The following is a 14,820-nucleotide window of genomic DNA, read 5'->3' on the forward strand; positions in this document are numbered from 1 at the left end:
GCCATGTATGACCGGACGGCCATCATTATTCGAATTATATCCCCGGCGCTCTGACCCTCTGAGACGCCGGGCAAAGGTGTTTGAGAATTCGCACCGACCGCTTCGATCCTAGTACGACCAGATCATCCAAAGGACGCTCAAAATGTGCGCCGACACGACCCAAACGCCTGACTATAAAGACACGCTGAACCTGCCCAAAACCGATTTTCCCATGCGCGCGGGCCTGCCTGCACGCGAACCCGCATGGCTGGAGCGGTGGGAGACCATCGGTGTCTATGACCGCCTGCGCGAGAAAACGGGGCGCAAACCCTTTACTCTGCACGACGGCCCCCCCTATGCGAATGGCCACCTGCATATCGGCCACGCACTGAACAAGACGATCAAGGACATGATCGTGCGCTCTCATCAGATGATGGGCTTTGACGCGCGTTACGTGCCCGGTTGGGACTGCCACGGCCTGCCGATCGAATGGAAGATCGAAGAACAGTACCGCAAGAAGGGCAAGAACAAGGACGAGGTGAACATCGTCGACTTCCGTCAGGAATGCCGCAAGTTCGCCGAAGGCTGGATCGACATCCAGCGCGAAGAGTTCAAGCGTCTGGGCATCACCGGCAACTGGCCTGATCCCTACATCACCATGGACTTCCATGCCGAGGCCGTGATCGCCGACGAGTTCATGAAATTCCTGATGAACGGCACGCTCTATCAGGGCTCGAAACCCGTGATGTGGTCGCCCATCGAGAAGACAGCGCTGGCCGAGGCCGAGGTCGAGTATCACGACAAGGAAAGCTTTACCATCTGGGTGAAGTTCAAGGTCGTGAACGCGGGTGATCTGGATGATGCGTTCGTCGTAATCTGGACCACCACTCCCTGGACTATGCCGTCGAACAAGGCGGTCGTTTATGGCAAAGACATCTCCTACGGTCTCTACGAAGTCACCGGTGCGCCCGAGGAATGTTGGGCCGCTGTTGGCGACAAGTTTCTGCTGGCAGACAATCTGGCTGCCGACGTGTTAGGTCGCGCCCGTCTGAACGACGATCAATGGACCCGTGTCCGCGACGTAAGCTCAGATGAGCTGGACGGCGTCCAACTGACCCACCCGCTGGCCGGGGCCGAAGGCGGCAATGGCGAATGGGACGATATCCGCGACTTCCGCGCGGCTGACTTCGTGACCGATACCGAAGGCACCGGTTTCGTTCATTGTGCGCCGTCACACGGTATGGAGGAATTCGAGCTGTACCGCGATCTGGGTATGTTGGAGCAGGTCATCACCTATAACGTGATGGATGACGGTAGCTTCCGCGCTGACCTGCCATTTTTCGGTGGCAAATACATTCTGTCCCGCAAAGGCGGTGAGGGTGACGCGAACAAGGCCGTCATCGACAAGCTGGCCGAAGTTGGCGGGCTGCTGGCGCGCGGCAAGATCAAGCACAGCTATCCGCATTCATGGCGCTCGAAGGCGCCGATCATCTATCGCAACACGCCGCAGTGGTTCGCATCCGTTGACCGCCAGCTGGATGACGGCATGGGTGAAATGGGGGACACCATCCGCGAACGTGCGCTGCGCTCGATCGACGAGTTGGTGAAGTGGACGCCGCAGACCGGTCGCAATCGCCTCTATTCGATGATCGAAGCGCGCCCGGACTGGGTTCTCTCGCGCCAGCGTGCCTGGGGCGTGCCGCTGACCTGTTTCACCAAGAAAGGTGCCTTGCCCACCGACGCGGATTACCTTCTGCGCAACGCAGACCTGAACGCGCGCATCAAGGCGGCGTTTGAGAAAGACGGCGCCGATATCTGGTACACCGACGGGTTCAAAGAGAAAATTCTCGACGGCATCGCCAACCCCGATGACTACGATCAGGTGTTTGACGTGCTGGATGTGTGGTTCGATTCTGGTTCGACCCACGCCTTTGTTTTGCGCGACCGCGAAGATGGGACCGAGGACGGTATCGCCGACGTCTACATGGAAGGCACCGACCAGCACCGTGGTTGGTTCCATTCTTCCATGTTGCAGGCCTGCGGCACCAAAGGCCGCGCGCCTTATCGCAACGTCGTGACACATGGTTTCACGCTGGATGCCAAGGGCAACAAGATGTCCAAATCGCTGGGCAACACCATCGTACCGGAAGAGGTCGTCAAGCAGTACGGCGCCGATATCCTGCGTCTGTGGGTGGCACAGACCGACTATACCGCCGATCAGCGGATCGGGCCGGAGATCCTGAAAGGCACTGCCGACAGTTATCGCCGTCTGCGCAACACTATGCGGTTCATGCTGGGCTCGCTGGCGGATTTCACCGAGGCCGATCGCGTCGCGCCCGAAGATATGCCGCGTCTGGAACGCTGGGTGCTCAGCCGGCTGGCGGAATTGGATGAGCAGGTGCGCAAGGGTTATGCGTCTTTCGATTTCCAGGGCGTATTCAGTGCGGTCTTTACCTTTGCCACGGTTGATCTGTCGTCCTTCTATTTCGACGTTCGCAAGGATGCTCTTTATTGTGACGGCGACACGCCGCGCCGTCGTGCTGCGCGGACGGTGTTGGATATCCTGTTCCATCGCCTGACCACGTGGCTGGCACCGGTTCTGGTTTTCACCATGGAAGAGGTCTGGCTGGGGCGCTTTCCGGGCGACGATAGCTCGGTCCACTTGGTCGACTTCCCGGAAACGCCTGCGGATTGGCGCGATGCCGAGCTTGAGGCCAACATGGCAAAGGTGCGCCGAGTGCGCCGGGCCGTGACTGCCGCGCTGGAAATCCAGCGCCAGGACAAGGTGATCGGCTCAAGCCTCGAAGCGGCCCCGATCGTGCATGTCGATGATGGCGATACCCGCGATCTGCTGGCCACGTTCGACGTGGACGACATGTGCATCACCTCGGGCCTGACCGTGACCGGCGACCCGGCCCCTGCCGAGGCGTTCCGTGTGCCCGAAATCGAAGGCGTGGCCGTCGTGTTCGAAAAAGCAGAAGGCGAGAAATGTCAGCGCTGTTGGAAAATCCTTCCGGACGTGGGCCGCCACGCCCATGTCGGAGTTTGCCGACGCTGCGATGAGGCGCTAAGCTGATTGAAACCGCCCTCTCGATCCTTCGAGGGGGCGTTTTTCGTTTCACGTCTGCGCGGATTGCGGTGTCGGATTAAACAGGTCAAAGCCTATGGCTGAGTCCTTCAGGGCCTTCCAAACCTGATAATCCGTGAAATATCCGGTGTGACCACCGGGCTCGACCGGAATGTTGCGGTTTGCGGAAATCAGCCCGCCTTCAATCTCGGTCCCTACAAAGTCATCCTGCCTGAAGATGTTGAACCATGCGGCGTTCAGGTTTTTGGGAACGACTGTAAACATCTCGGGAAAATAGCGCTGATAGATATGGGTCACAGGACAGCCCATCGTAATCAGCGTCACGTTGCGCCCGTTGATAAGCTTTTGCACGCGTGGATCAGCCAGCATTTGCGTGGCAATCACGGTGCCTTGTGAATGTGAGATCACCGTGATGTGGTCCGCGGCAAAGATATCCACCACATAATGCAGTGCACGATAAAATCGTTCATCAATCGCCTTGCGATCCGGATAATTGCGCAGCCTCGTTTTCAGGTCCGCTTTCAGTAAACACTTGTCGCGAATGGCATAGGTGACAATGTCCCGTGCCACACCCAGCCCTGCTGCGACGAAATCGGAAAAGCGGTACATCAATGCTGTTGCACCCAGGACGATCAGGCCAATCTCGCCCTGTTTGCTTGCCAGTTTGTTCAAAACCCGGCCAATCAGGTTGCAATTGTCCGTTCCGATCTGACACAGGGGATCGACGTGCTGGCTCAACGCGATTTCTCGGATAGTGACCATCGCCAGTACGATTGCACCGAACAAAAAGACCCATTGTGCAAAACGATTGAGGATGGCGCGGCTGATCAGCCCGTCGCGGATATGCAGGTTTGCCTTCAGCCCTCTGCGACCGGCAAACAGGCCAACACCAACAAACGCAAGCAGGACAATTGCCGCGAAGGCAACACTGAGTGTTTCGATGGAGTCACTGAGGAAATTGTCAAAAAGACCGGTCAGTTTTCCATCTGACAGCCCCGGAACCGTGTCGAGCATTTCCCGCAGCATTAGCCACAACCCGGATATAAAGAACATCCAGAACACCAACATGCCTGCACATATGCTGGGGTACAGCCGCCTGTGTTCTTTCAGATTGTCTGCCTGAACCTTTTCATCAAGGCTGGTCGCAGAAAGCACGTACAAAATGATTGTCATGAAGATCAGCGAAGCCCAGAAAAACGCGAGCAGGTAGACCTGAAAAGCTACAAACTGCTCCAGCGCCGAAGGGCAAACCGGGCTGTCCGGCAAGGGTGTGCAGGCTCGGATTTCCAGACCAAGCGGACCAATGATCAGGCAGATCAGCAGCAAAAACCCTATCCCGAAAATGCCGCGCCAGAATACGCGTCTTAGATAAGTCGGGGCTGCAAAGCTGCGCCTTAGTCCGTATGCGGCCCCTCCGGCGTAAAGCGTGAACAAGAGCCAGAACAGCAGGATCGTGCTTTGAAAGAAGATCCCGGGAACGCGATCAACCATAACGGCTATGGCACCGATCAGAAGATAGGCATTCAGGGTCGCAACTGCGCCGAAGAAAACCCAGGTAAAAAGGTGAACCAGCCGCGCGGCCAAAGTGTTCCTGCCGTTGACTTGGTCCGAGGCCACATCCGCGCGGCTATGCGTTTGTTCGGCATTGTCCATGGCCAGATAACCCAGCGCAAGAACAACCCAGATCAGGTCCAATGCTGTCTTAATGGCTCCTTTCGGGGCGGGTGAGCGGTCGGCCCAGAAAACCTCGGCAAACATGGCCTCGTCCTGCGGTGCTGACGGTTTCGTCACTTTGCGCAGGTTGACCGGGAATAGTTTTGCGCTTCGGGGCGTGCCGTCGAAGGTTGTTTCGGCCAGCTCTATCATCCCACGCTGAACCTCAATCGGGGGTTCGGGATTGCCATCCAGCCAGGTTGTCGCGGCCCCGACGACCTGATCGACGGTCTCACCGGGTATTTGTTCGCCAATTCCGTGAACCGTCAGGATCAAATGGCGACCCATCTCATGCTCCAAATCTCTTTTTGACAATGCGGCTAGGCTAACATGATTGCGGCAATTCGCAAAATCCGCGCGCCTCGCAGCCCCATGGCTTCGCCACTTGAACTTGGAGGATTGATCTGAAACCGTCAGCCCATGGCGATGATTGCAGTTGATACTCAGTTCGGAAAACTTGGGATCGAGGAAACGGATGGTGCCCTCACGCGGCTGGTCTGGGACGGTCAGGACGACGGCGAACCAACAGCTCTGCTGCGCGAGGCGGCGGCGCAGTTGATGGCCTATGACGCTGGACGGCTTGACCGCTTCGATCTGCCCTACCGCATTCATGGATCGCAGTTTCAAAGGCAGGTCTGTGATCTTATGTATGCCATTCCCCTTGGGGAAACGCGCACCTACGGGGATATCGCCAAGGCGTTGGGGCAACCGGCGCAACCGGTCGGTCAGGCCTGCGGGGCAAACCCGATCCCCGTTATTATTCCCTGCCACCGGGTGCTGGCTGCCAATGGGCTGGGCGGGTTTTCCGGGTGCGGCGGGATCGAGACAAAGGTTGCACTGCTACGGCATGAGCGGGCGGCGGGTCTTTTGATCTGAGCCTCGAAATTCGGTTGCAATCCGGTTCTGGGAAGCACAACTTATATCAGTTGCTGAATTTGAAGGATCGCATTGAATGAGCACCGAAAAAGATCGCGCAGCCCAGAAGAAGGCCATTATCGACCGGTTGATGTCGCTTGAGGCAGAGGAGCTTGCAACGGCGCAGGCCCATTACGACGCATTTCTGAAGGATGCCCAACTGGATGACCGGGAAGGCCACGACAAGGATGACATAGCCGCATCGCGCGAAAATGCCGATTTGGCAGCTGCATTTGACGCGCCTGTTCATGCGCATCATGCCAAAATCGATGTGATTGAGAATACCGATTTTGGTCTGACAGATACAGTCAGGCCGGGATCGGTGATCAGGTTCAACAACCGCAGCTTTGTCGTCTGCGTTTCGACGACCCGGTTCGAGGTGGGTGGAGATACATATATGGGGATCTCGACACAAAGCCCGATCTACCTAGCCATGGCGGGCCTGCAAGCAGGCGACGTCTTTACCCATAACGGTACTGAATTTGAGGTTCAGGACGTTCTTTAAATCCGGTCCGGCAGCGCTCGTGTCAGGTACGGCGCTGCGGAACAACCTGTTGTGCGATACCAGCAAATGTCAGGTACAGGCTGGCGATGACCAGACCCCAGTGGGCCCAGCTTTCGGGATGAAAATCGACCCATGCGGCCCAGCCCGCAAAGAACGTCCAGGCAAGGGCGACCGGCAAGGTCAGACTGCGCCAACGCTCGGTGCGCACGGGGTGAACGAATTTCAAAGGTAGAAACATCGCAAGCGACAGCAGCGTGACCAGCAGCAGGATGATCCAGAAATTGGGCTCCAGTGCGAAGATCACGACAACGAACATGTTCCAGCATCCGGGAAAGCCGGAAAAGGAATTGTCCTTTGTTTTCATCCGGGTGTCCGCGAAATACATCGCGCTGGCAAAGGTGATGACGATGATTGCGAACCAGCCGGTCCATCCATCCATCAATCCGGATTTGAACAGCGCAAAGGCTGGGATGAACACATAGGTCAGATAATCGATGATCAGATCCAGCAAGACGCCGTCAAACTCGGGTGCGTTTTTCTTGACGTGATAGTGCCGCGCCAACGGGCCGTCGATGCCATCGACAATGAAGGATACAACCAGCCAAAGGTACATGAGGCTCCATTTCTCTTCCACGGCGGCCAGCATGGCCAGCATTGCGAAAACAGCACCAGTGGCAGTGAAGAGATGTACGGCAAGAGCTTTGAATCTGAGTGTCATGCTAGGGTCATGACCGATGCACGCCAGAGATGCAAACCAAAAGCCCGAGGTTTCTGTTCAATGTGTCAGTCACGCCTTTGGATGCGCACGGTTGTAGACTTCCATAAGCCGTGCAGTATCCACGGCGGTATAGGTCTGTGTGGTTGACAATGAGGCGTGCCCCAACAGTTCCTGAATGGCCCGCAGATCTCCTCCTGCGGACAACAGATGGGTGGCAAAGCTGTGTCTCATGGCATGAGGTGTGGCGGTTGAAGGTAGCCCCAGTTGCATCCGTGCCTTGGCCATGACGCCTTGAATCGCGCGCGGGTTCAGCGGGCCGCCACGAGCGCCCCGGAACAAGGCTGCGTCCTTCGCTTGCGGGTGGGGGCAAAGCTGAAGATATCGGTCAACCGCGTCTCGGGCAGCTGGAAGAACCGGAACGATCCGTTCCTTGTCGCCCTTCCCGACAATGCGCAACGTCTCGGGCAGGGGCGCGTCTGCACCGGTCAGGGATAAGGCCTCGGATATCCGCAGACCACATCCATAAAGCAACGTGACAACCGCAACATCGCGGGCCGCAACCCAGTCGGACACAGATTGCAGCTCGACCGTGTCAATCATGGCGCGCGCGGCGTCTTCGGCCAGAGGGCGGGGCAGTTTCTTGGTGAATTTGGGCGCGCGGGTCGACAAAACGGCGGTGGGTTCAAATCCCTCTCGCTCGGCCAGCCAACGATAGAAGCTTTTGACGGCGGACAGTTTGCGCGCAAGGGATCGCGCGCTGATATCCCCGCTGCGCTGATCCGCCATCCAGGCGCGCATATCCGACACGGTGATCCGTTCCAGCGCCTTCAGCCCCTGCCGTTCCCCGTGATGAAGGGTCATGAAAGACAGAAACTCGGTGACATCGCCGCGATAGGCGGTTTGCGTGTTTTGCGACCGCCCCGCCAGCGCGCCCAGAGTGTCCAGCCAGTGCTGGAGCGCGTCGCGGCAAGCGGGTGAGATCAGGTTCACGACAGCCAGTGGCGCATCGAGCGTTCGAATACGCCGGAAAAGAAGGTGAGAAGATCGGTGCCGAGTTGCGGTGTGAAATGCCGCGGATCGCGGGCCCCCATGACGATCATGCCCGGCAGGCGACCCGGACCGAGGTCCAGTTTCAGGCAGGCTTCTGAGCGCAACTGATCCGCCAGCGCGCCGAAAACACGTCGGTTCGGCTGATGAGTTTCGCGCAAGGTCACGTCGCGGACAGGGCCGCCGCGCCCATTGGTCAGGTATTGATTGATAAAGCCGGGCTCTGCGATCGTCAGAACGCCTCCAAGCCTGTCCACGGCAGGATCGTTCTGAACCACGGTGGTTTCCAGAACCAGCGTGATGTGGTCAACCCGCAGGATATTTGCGACATCGGTGCCAAGGGCGCGCAGGAAATCCTCGAATTCGACCGGTTCCAGCAGGCGCAAAATCGCGCGGTGAACCTGATTGGTGCCTGCAAGGTTTTCATAGGCCGCAGCGATGACCGAGCGGTGAGTATCTTCCAGCCGGTCCAGCCGCGCCTCTAGCCGCTGCATGGCGATGCCACGCAGATCGATCACATTGTCACCTCGGGCGCGTTCGTTCGCGGCCACAAGGGCTTGCATCAGGTCCTTGTCATCCAGAACGACGTCGGGCTCGGCCAGAATTGCCGCGCGGAGATTATCCTCGAGTTTGGGATTGCTGCTCATGTCCTGTCCGGTCTTTTTTTGTTGGGCGGCTTATAACATGCCGAACCGGATTTGCCTTGGGAAAAATGCACGCAAGAGTGGATTTCCCCGGATGCTGTGGCGGATAGGCTCCCGCCTGCCGCGCCTGATCGTAGATCAGGCTTTGGGCCGTTGGGCCGTGCGCGGCGCCTGATAGCGCCGCGCGGTTGCAAACCAGATCAGAGGATTTTCTGACCGGTTTTGGCCCAGTCTGCCAGAAAGGTTTCCAGACCTTTGTCGGTCAGCGGGTGATCGGCCAGTTTCTTGATCACGGCTGGCGGCGCGGTGATGACGTCCGCACCAATGCGGGCACTTTCGGTGACATGGTTCACGGTGCGGATCGAAGCAGCCAGAATTTCGGTTTCGAATCCGTAATTGTCATAGACCTGACGGATGTCGGCGATCAGATCCATGCCATCCAGGTTGATATCGTCCAGACGGCCGATGAAGGGCGAAATGAAGGTCGCACCTGCTTTTGCAGCCAGAATCGCCTGATTGGTCGAAAAGCACAGGGTGACGTTGACCATCTGCCCTTCGTCGCTGAGCGTCTTGCAGGTTTTCAGACCGGCCCATGTCAGTGGAACCTTCACTGCGATATTCGGGGCAATCTTGGCCAGCTTGCGGCCCTCGGCGATCATGTCATCAGCTTCGGTGGCGACAACTTCGGCGGAAACGGGACCGTCGACCAGATCGCAGATCTCTTTGGTCACTTCCAGAATGTCGCGGCCTGATTTCAGAATCAGCGAGGGGTTGGTGGTCACGCCGTCCACCATGCCCAGGTCGTTCAGTTCAGCGATGGCGTCGATCTCGGCGGTGTCTACGAAGAATTTCATGAGGGCAGTCCTTTGATGGGTTGGCCTTGGTCGCGGATGGCTTTACCTCAAAGAGAGCCATGCTGGAACCCCCTGCAAAGGATATGCTGTGAGCGCTAACGGATTTTTCGACGAGGGAGAGCTGATTGCGGTGCTGACAACGCAGCCGTTGGACCGGACGTTGGATTACAAAGCGCCGGAAGGAGGATGCTTTCTGGGTGCGTTTGTCGAGGTACCGCTTGGTCCGCGCAAGGTGTTGGGGGTTGTCTGGGGGCCGGGGCAGGGTGGATTCGATCTGAACAAGGCGCGGTCGGTGATCCGTGTGCTTGAAGTTGCGCCCATGCGCGAGGAAATGCGGGCATTCCTCGGCAAGGTTGCCGACTACACCCTGACGCCAATGCCCGCGATGTTGCGACTGGCGACCCGCGCGCCGGGGCTGGGTGACCCACCGTCCATGCGCAAGATCTATCGTTTGGGAACCACCTCGCCAGACCGGATGACCGACGCCAGAACCCGTGTGCTTGACGTGTTGCGCGACTATGGCGGGTTGGCATTTACGTTAAAGGAACTGGCAGAACAGGCCGGGGTAACTTCGTCCGTTGTCAAAGGCTTGGTCAAGCAAGGCGCGGTTCGTGAAGAAGATAGCCCGCGCGACCTGCCGTATCCGCATCTTGATCCCGATTTGCCGGGAAAGGACCTGACCGAAGATCAGGCAAGTGCGGTTGCGCAGCTTCGCGCCGGGCAACGGACGGGGAATTACGGCACAACGTTGCTGAAAGGCGTGACGGGTTCCGGCAAGACCGAAGTCTATCTGGAGGCTGTGGCCGAAGCGCTGCGCATGGGGCGGCAGGCACTTGTCCTTTTGCCGGAAATTGCGCTGACCGCAGAATTCCTGACACGGGTTGAGGCGCGGTTTGGCGCGCGCCCTGCCGAGTGGCATTCGGGCGCGACCATGACTGAACGCAGGCGCGTCTGGCGGATGGTCGGGCAGGGGGAAGCTCAACTGGTTGTTGGCGCGCGGTCAGCCCTGTTTCTGCCATTTCGCGATTTGGGGCTGGTCGTGGTGGATGAGGAACACGACACCTCGTACAAACAAGAAGACGGGGTGCATTACAGTGCGCGCGACATGGCGGTCCTGCGGTCGGCCATCTGCGGCGCGCGGGTGATTCTGGCCAGTGCAACCCCGTCGCTGGAAAGCTGGGCGAATGCCGAGGCAGGTAAATATGATCGGATCGACCTGACTTCGCGTTTCGGCGCGGCGGTGTTGCCCGAGATGAAGCCCATCGACATGCGGGCCGAACAGATGCAGGCCGGAACGTGGATATCTCCGGCTTTGCGGCAGGCGGTGCAGCAGCGGATCGAGAAAGGCGAGCAGTCGCTTTTGTTCATCAACCGCCGTGGCTATGCTCCAGTAACCCTGTGCCGTGCGTGCGGAGAACAGATCGCTTGTGACCATTGCGACGCGCGCATGGTGGAACACAGGTTCCTGAAGCGTTTGATGTGCCACCAATGCGGTGAGACCAAGCCGATGCCCGAGATCTGCCCTTCTTGCGGGGTCGAGGGCAAGCTGGCCCCGGTGGGGCCGGGCATTGAGCGTTTGGCCGAAGAGGCCGAGGCGACCTTCCCCGAGGCCAAGATCGCCATGCTGAGTTCTGATCTGTTCGGCTCAGCCCGGGCATTAAAGGCCAAGATCGAAGAGATTGCGGCCGGGGACGCCGATATCGTCATCGGAACGCAGTTGGTGGCCAAGGGGCATAACTTTCCCAAGCTGACATTGGTGGGGGTGATCGATGCGGATCTCAGTCTGCATGGCGCAGACCTGAGGGCCGCTGAACGAACATTTCAGCTGATGCGACAGGTTGCGGGGCGTGCCGGTCGGGCTGAAAAACCAGGGCAGGCGCTGTTACAGACTTTTCAGCCGGAACATCCGGTGATCCGGGCGATTCTGTCGGGTGATGAGGAAGGGTTCTGGAAAGCTGAGGCAGCGGGTCGGCAAGCGGCCGGTGTGCCGCCCTTTGGTCGCATGGCCGGGATCGTGTTGTCGGGGCCCGAGGTCGGCCCGGTTTTCGATATCGGCAATGCAATGGCCCGCAACGATGCGCCCTTGCGCGCTATCGATGCTCAGGTCTTTGGCCCCGCCCCAGCGCCGATTGCCCGTATTCGCGGACGTCACCGTGTCCGCCTGTTGGTTAAGGCCCCCAAGAGCGCACCAATCCAGGACGCCATTGCCCGCTGGATCGCCCCATTGCGTCTCAAGGGTGATATTCGCCTGACCGTCGATATCGACCCACAAAGTTTTTACTGACCTCTGCATCTGTGCAGGGTGATTGTGCGCAGACCGCTTCCCTCTCGCCAAAGCAGTGAAATGGGCGTAGAGGACTCTCATGCTGAAACCCATGCCCCTTGCCGAGGCGCAGAGCCTTCCGTTCTGGCGTCGCCCTGTCACGCTTCTGTTCGTGATGGCCTTGACCATGCCCATCGCGTTCAACGCGTGGAGCGCGCTGTTGAACAACTTCGTCATTGAGGCAGCGAATTTCGACGGGGCCGATATCGGCCTGCTGCACACGGTGCGCGAGATTCCGGGCTTTCTGGCGGTCGGTGTGATTGCCGTCATCATTTACATTCGCGAGCAGGTGCTGGCCATGATCTCGTTGATGATGCTTGGGATCGCAACGGCTTTGACAGCCTGGTTCCCAAGCCTTGGCGGATTGCTGTTCGTAACCTTGTTCAGTTCAATCGGGTTTCACTACTATGAGACAGTAAACCAGTCGCTTCAGTTGCAATGGCTTCCCAAGGATCGCGCACCGCAGATATTGGGATGGCTGGTCGCAATGGGCTCGGCTGCAACAATGGTGGTGTACGGGCTGATCGTTCTGACCTGGGAGCGGTTCGATCTGTCGTACAACTTTGTCTTCATGGCCGCTGGCGGTGCAACAGCTTTGCTGGCCCTGTTTTGCCTGTTCGCCTTCCCACAATTCGATGCCCCCACGCCGCAAACCAAGAAACTGATCCTGCGCCGTCGATACTGGTTGTATTACGCGCTGCAATTCATGGCGGGTGCGCGGCGACAGATCTTTGTCGTCTTTGCCGGGTTCATGATGGTTGAGAAGTTCGGCTTTGAAGTGCATGAGCTGACCAGCCTGTATTTGATCAACCTGATGATCAACATGATGGTTGCTCCGTTGCTGGGTAAAGCGGTGGCCAAGTTCGGGGAACGGCGTACATTGATCTTTGAATATACCGGTCTGGCAGTCGTGTTCGCGGCCTATGGTGGCATCTACTGGTTTGGCTGGGGCGTGCTGTTGGCGGCGACACTCTATGTCATCGACCATGTGCTGTTCGCGCTGGCGCTTGCACTGAAAACCTATTTTCAGAAAATCGCCGATCCGGCGGATATTGCTCCAACTGCCGCAGTCGCGTTCACGATCAACCATATCGCCGCGGTTTTCCTGCCCGCGTTGCTGGGTTTGCTCTGGGTCATGTCGCCAGGCGCCGTATTTGGCCTTGCTGCGGCGATGGCGGTCGTTTCTCTGCTGTTGTCCCTGCTGGTCCCGCGCCACCCCGAACCGGGCAATGAGACCATCCTGAGCAAGTACGCACCGGCCCCGGCGGAATAGGTTGCAAAGCTTGACGTTGGCAGCGCACCGTCCTACGCGCAGTGCCAACTGACACAGGAGTCCCCCATGCCCACATTCACTGCGCTGACCACACTGACAGGTAAGAAAGCCGCCGAAGGTCTGGGCGAAGCAATGGAGCGGTTGGAGCCCGAACCCACCGGCGTCGGTGTGTTCGAGGTCGAAGACGGTTCGGGCCTGTGGGAAGTGGGCGGGTACTTTACCGAAGCCCCTGACGAGACCGCATTGGCCGTTCTGGCAGTTGCTTTTGAAGCCAAACCTTTTGTTGTGTCGGAAGTGCCTGAAACCGATTGGGTGGCCCATGTGCGGCGAGAGCTTGCCCCGGTTGAGGCGGGCCGCTTTTTTGTCTATGGCAGCCACGATGCCGACAAGCTGCCCGACGGTCGCATTCCACTGCTGATCGAGGCGGCAATGGCCTTTGGTACCGGACATCACGGTACCACGCTGGGATGTTTGAAAGCTCTGGACCGGTTGTTGGATGAAGGGTTCAGTGCCTCGAAAGTAGCGGATATCGGTTGCGGCACGGCCGTTCTGGCCATGGCGGCAGCCCGGGTATGGGATGGCGATTTCATTGCCAGCGATATCGACGAGGTGGCCGTTGAAGTGGCCGAAGCCAACCTGAAGGCAAACGGTATGTCCGGCGCGGTTCAGTGTGTTGAAGCCGCAGGTTTCGATCATCCCGACCTCAAGGCGCACGCATCCTACGATCTGATTTTTGCCAATATCCTCAAAGGGCCTTTGATAGCTTTATCACCCGAAATGGCAGCGAATCTCCGCCCAGGTGGGCACGCGATCCTGTCGGGAATCCTTAACGAACAGGCCGATGACGTGGTTTCCGTTTATTCACAAAACGGGTTCAATCAGACCTATAGGGCCGAGATTGGTGAGTGGACGACCCTAATTTTAACCAAACAGGGCGCGAATTAGGCCATTTGCAGGAGTTTTATAGGTTTCTGCCACGTTTTTGTCGCAATCTCTTTTTACCGTTTTCTGAATGAAGTCGAGGGGGGCGGTTTTTGGAGGCTGCCATGACGGGTAAACAACTGGAGTTCAATCAGCGCGTAAGTCGCCTGAACAAGAAACACCAAAAGATGAGCCGTGGCTATCGCGCGACGATGCGCAAGGATGGCCTGGTGGTGATGAGGCCGCAGCGGGTGAGTTCGGCGGTGCCAGCAAAGGTGCTGCTGCTTACGCTTGTGGGTTTCTTCGCATTCAAAGCGTTTTTGTTATCCCACCTTGGCCCGACCGGCTATCAATATCGGATCGACAGCCTGAACGAAGGTACGCCAGTCGAAAAAGCCGGTGCCTGGGTGATGCAAATCGACCCTGTGTCGCAAGCCCTCGCCGCTCAGCTGAACAAAGTTTTCTACTAATCCGCTCCCTCGGATTAAAAAAACACCGCGTACCCTTATGGTGCGCGGTGTTTTTGTGTGCCCCTCAAGGGAGGAGGAAGGGGCAAATAAGCGTAGTGGCCGGTTCTTAGCGGCGACCTTCGGCGATGGAGTCGATGTCACCACGGCACAGGCCGATATCGTCCAGTTCGCGGTCGGTCAGACCGGTCAGCGCGTTGCGGGTTACGCGGGCGTCATTCCATTCAACTGCGGCGTTAACGGCCGATACGAAAAATGCGCCGATACGGCCAACAAGGCCGAACGAGCCAGTGGTAGCGACGCGGGTTGTGTCCAGTGCAGCCATATCCTGTTTCCTTCTGGTTAGTGTTCACATTGCATTTCTGCGATCTGC

Annotated in this window: 13 protein-coding genes; 7 read left to right on the top strand and 6 right to left on the bottom strand. The window is 58.1% G+C overall.

All coding sequences use genetic code 11. The features are described 5' to 3' along the window. The first annotated feature begins 142 nt into the window (after positions 1 to 142). The gene (gene ileS / locus ACR0M9_RS15770; RefSeq protein WP_480538587.1) at positions 143 to 3,055 is read left to right on the top strand and encodes an isoleucine--tRNA ligase; all 2,913 of its coding nucleotides are present in this window, start codon (positions 143 to 145) and stop codon (positions 3,053 to 3,055) included. A 42-nt stretch (positions 3,056 to 3,097) separates the two neighbouring features. Here ileS and ACR0M9_RS15775 read toward each other — a convergent pair whose 3' ends face one another. Beyond that, a complete protein-coding gene (locus ACR0M9_RS15775) occupies positions 3,098 to 5,068 on the bottom strand; it encodes a hypothetical protein (RefSeq protein ID WP_480483983.1) in 1,971 nt (656 codons plus the stop codon). A gap of 132 nt (positions 5,069 to 5,200) precedes the next feature. On the opposite strand from ACR0M9_RS15775, the gene ACR0M9_RS15780 reads away from it, so the two are divergent. Both ACR0M9_RS15780 and ACR0M9_RS15785 read left to right on the top strand, forming a co-directional pair. Then, entirely contained in the window at positions 5,201 to 5,656 is a 456-nt protein-coding gene (locus tag ACR0M9_RS15780; RefSeq protein ID WP_480488210.1) for a methylated-DNA--[protein]-cysteine S-methyltransferase, read from the top strand. A gap of 76 nt (positions 5,657 to 5,732) precedes the next feature. After that, positions 5,733 to 6,200, top strand: coding sequence for a hypothetical protein (locus tag ACR0M9_RS15785; RefSeq protein WP_267364127.1), 468 nt, complete (start codon positions 5,733 to 5,735; stop codon positions 6,198 to 6,200). Positions 6,201 to 6,222: 22 nt separating this feature from the next. Here ACR0M9_RS15785 and ACR0M9_RS15790 read toward each other — a convergent pair whose 3' ends face one another. The 4 genes from ACR0M9_RS15790 to fsa form a co-directional block, all read right to left on the bottom strand. Then, entirely contained in the window at positions 6,223 to 6,918 is a 696-nt protein-coding gene (locus ACR0M9_RS15790) for a CDP-alcohol phosphatidyltransferase family protein (RefSeq protein ID WP_480483981.1), read from the bottom strand. Positions 6,919 to 6,987: 69 nt separating this feature from the next. Beyond that, positions 6,988 to 7,908 (bottom strand): tyrosine recombinase XerC, encoded by a 921-nt coding sequence (locus ACR0M9_RS15795; RefSeq protein WP_480507052.1) that lies wholly within the window; start codon positions 7,906 to 7,908, stop codon positions 6,988 to 6,990. Continuing rightward, positions 7,905 to 8,612: a DUF484 family protein gene (locus ACR0M9_RS15800; protein WP_209505485.1), complete on the bottom strand. Its 708-nt coding sequence runs from the start codon at positions 8,610 to 8,612 to the stop codon at positions 7,905 to 7,907. Before ACR0M9_RS15800 ends, ACR0M9_RS15795 begins: the two co-directional genes overlap by 4 nt. Before the next feature lie 197 nt (positions 8,613 to 8,809). After that, the gene (gene fsa, locus ACR0M9_RS15805) at positions 8,810 to 9,463 is read right to left on the bottom strand and encodes a fructose-6-phosphate aldolase (protein ID WP_209505487.1); all 654 of its coding nucleotides are present in this window, start codon (positions 9,461 to 9,463) and stop codon (positions 8,810 to 8,812) included. Positions 9,464 to 9,551: 88 nt separating this feature from the next. On the opposite strand from fsa, the gene ACR0M9_RS15810 reads away from it, so the two are divergent. From ACR0M9_RS15810 to ACR0M9_RS15825, 4 genes are all read left to right on the top strand, one after another. Further along, positions 9,552 to 11,747 (top strand): primosomal protein N', encoded by a 2,196-nt coding sequence (locus tag ACR0M9_RS15810; protein ID WP_480774063.1) that lies wholly within the window; start codon positions 9,552 to 9,554, stop codon positions 11,745 to 11,747. Positions 11,748 to 11,826: 79 nt separating this feature from the next. Continuing rightward, entirely contained in the window at positions 11,827 to 13,059 is a 1,233-nt protein-coding gene (locus ACR0M9_RS15815) for an MFS transporter (RefSeq protein ID WP_480774064.1), read from the top strand. Positions 13,060 to 13,125: 66 nt separating this feature from the next. Continuing rightward, a complete protein-coding gene (locus ACR0M9_RS15820; protein ID WP_480774065.1) occupies positions 13,126 to 14,004 on the top strand; it encodes a 50S ribosomal protein L11 methyltransferase in 879 nt (292 codons plus the stop codon). A gap of 101 nt (positions 14,005 to 14,105) precedes the next feature. Next, positions 14,106 to 14,450 carry a hypothetical protein gene (locus ACR0M9_RS15825; protein ID WP_480586100.1) on the top strand — a complete coding sequence of 115 codons (345 nt, stop codon included), beginning with the start codon at positions 14,106 to 14,108 and terminating at the stop codon, positions 14,448 to 14,450. Between the two features lie 106 nt (positions 14,451 to 14,556). On the opposite strand, the gene ACR0M9_RS15830 is transcribed toward ACR0M9_RS15825, so the two are convergent. Further along, the gene (locus tag ACR0M9_RS15830; protein ID WP_267364114.1) at positions 14,557 to 14,772 is read right to left on the bottom strand and encodes a DUF1127 domain-containing protein; all 216 of its coding nucleotides are present in this window, start codon (positions 14,770 to 14,772) and stop codon (positions 14,557 to 14,559) included. Positions 14,773 to 14,820 lie beyond the last annotated feature (48 nt).

This window comes from Ruegeria sp. CH2 (assembly GCF_056537065.1).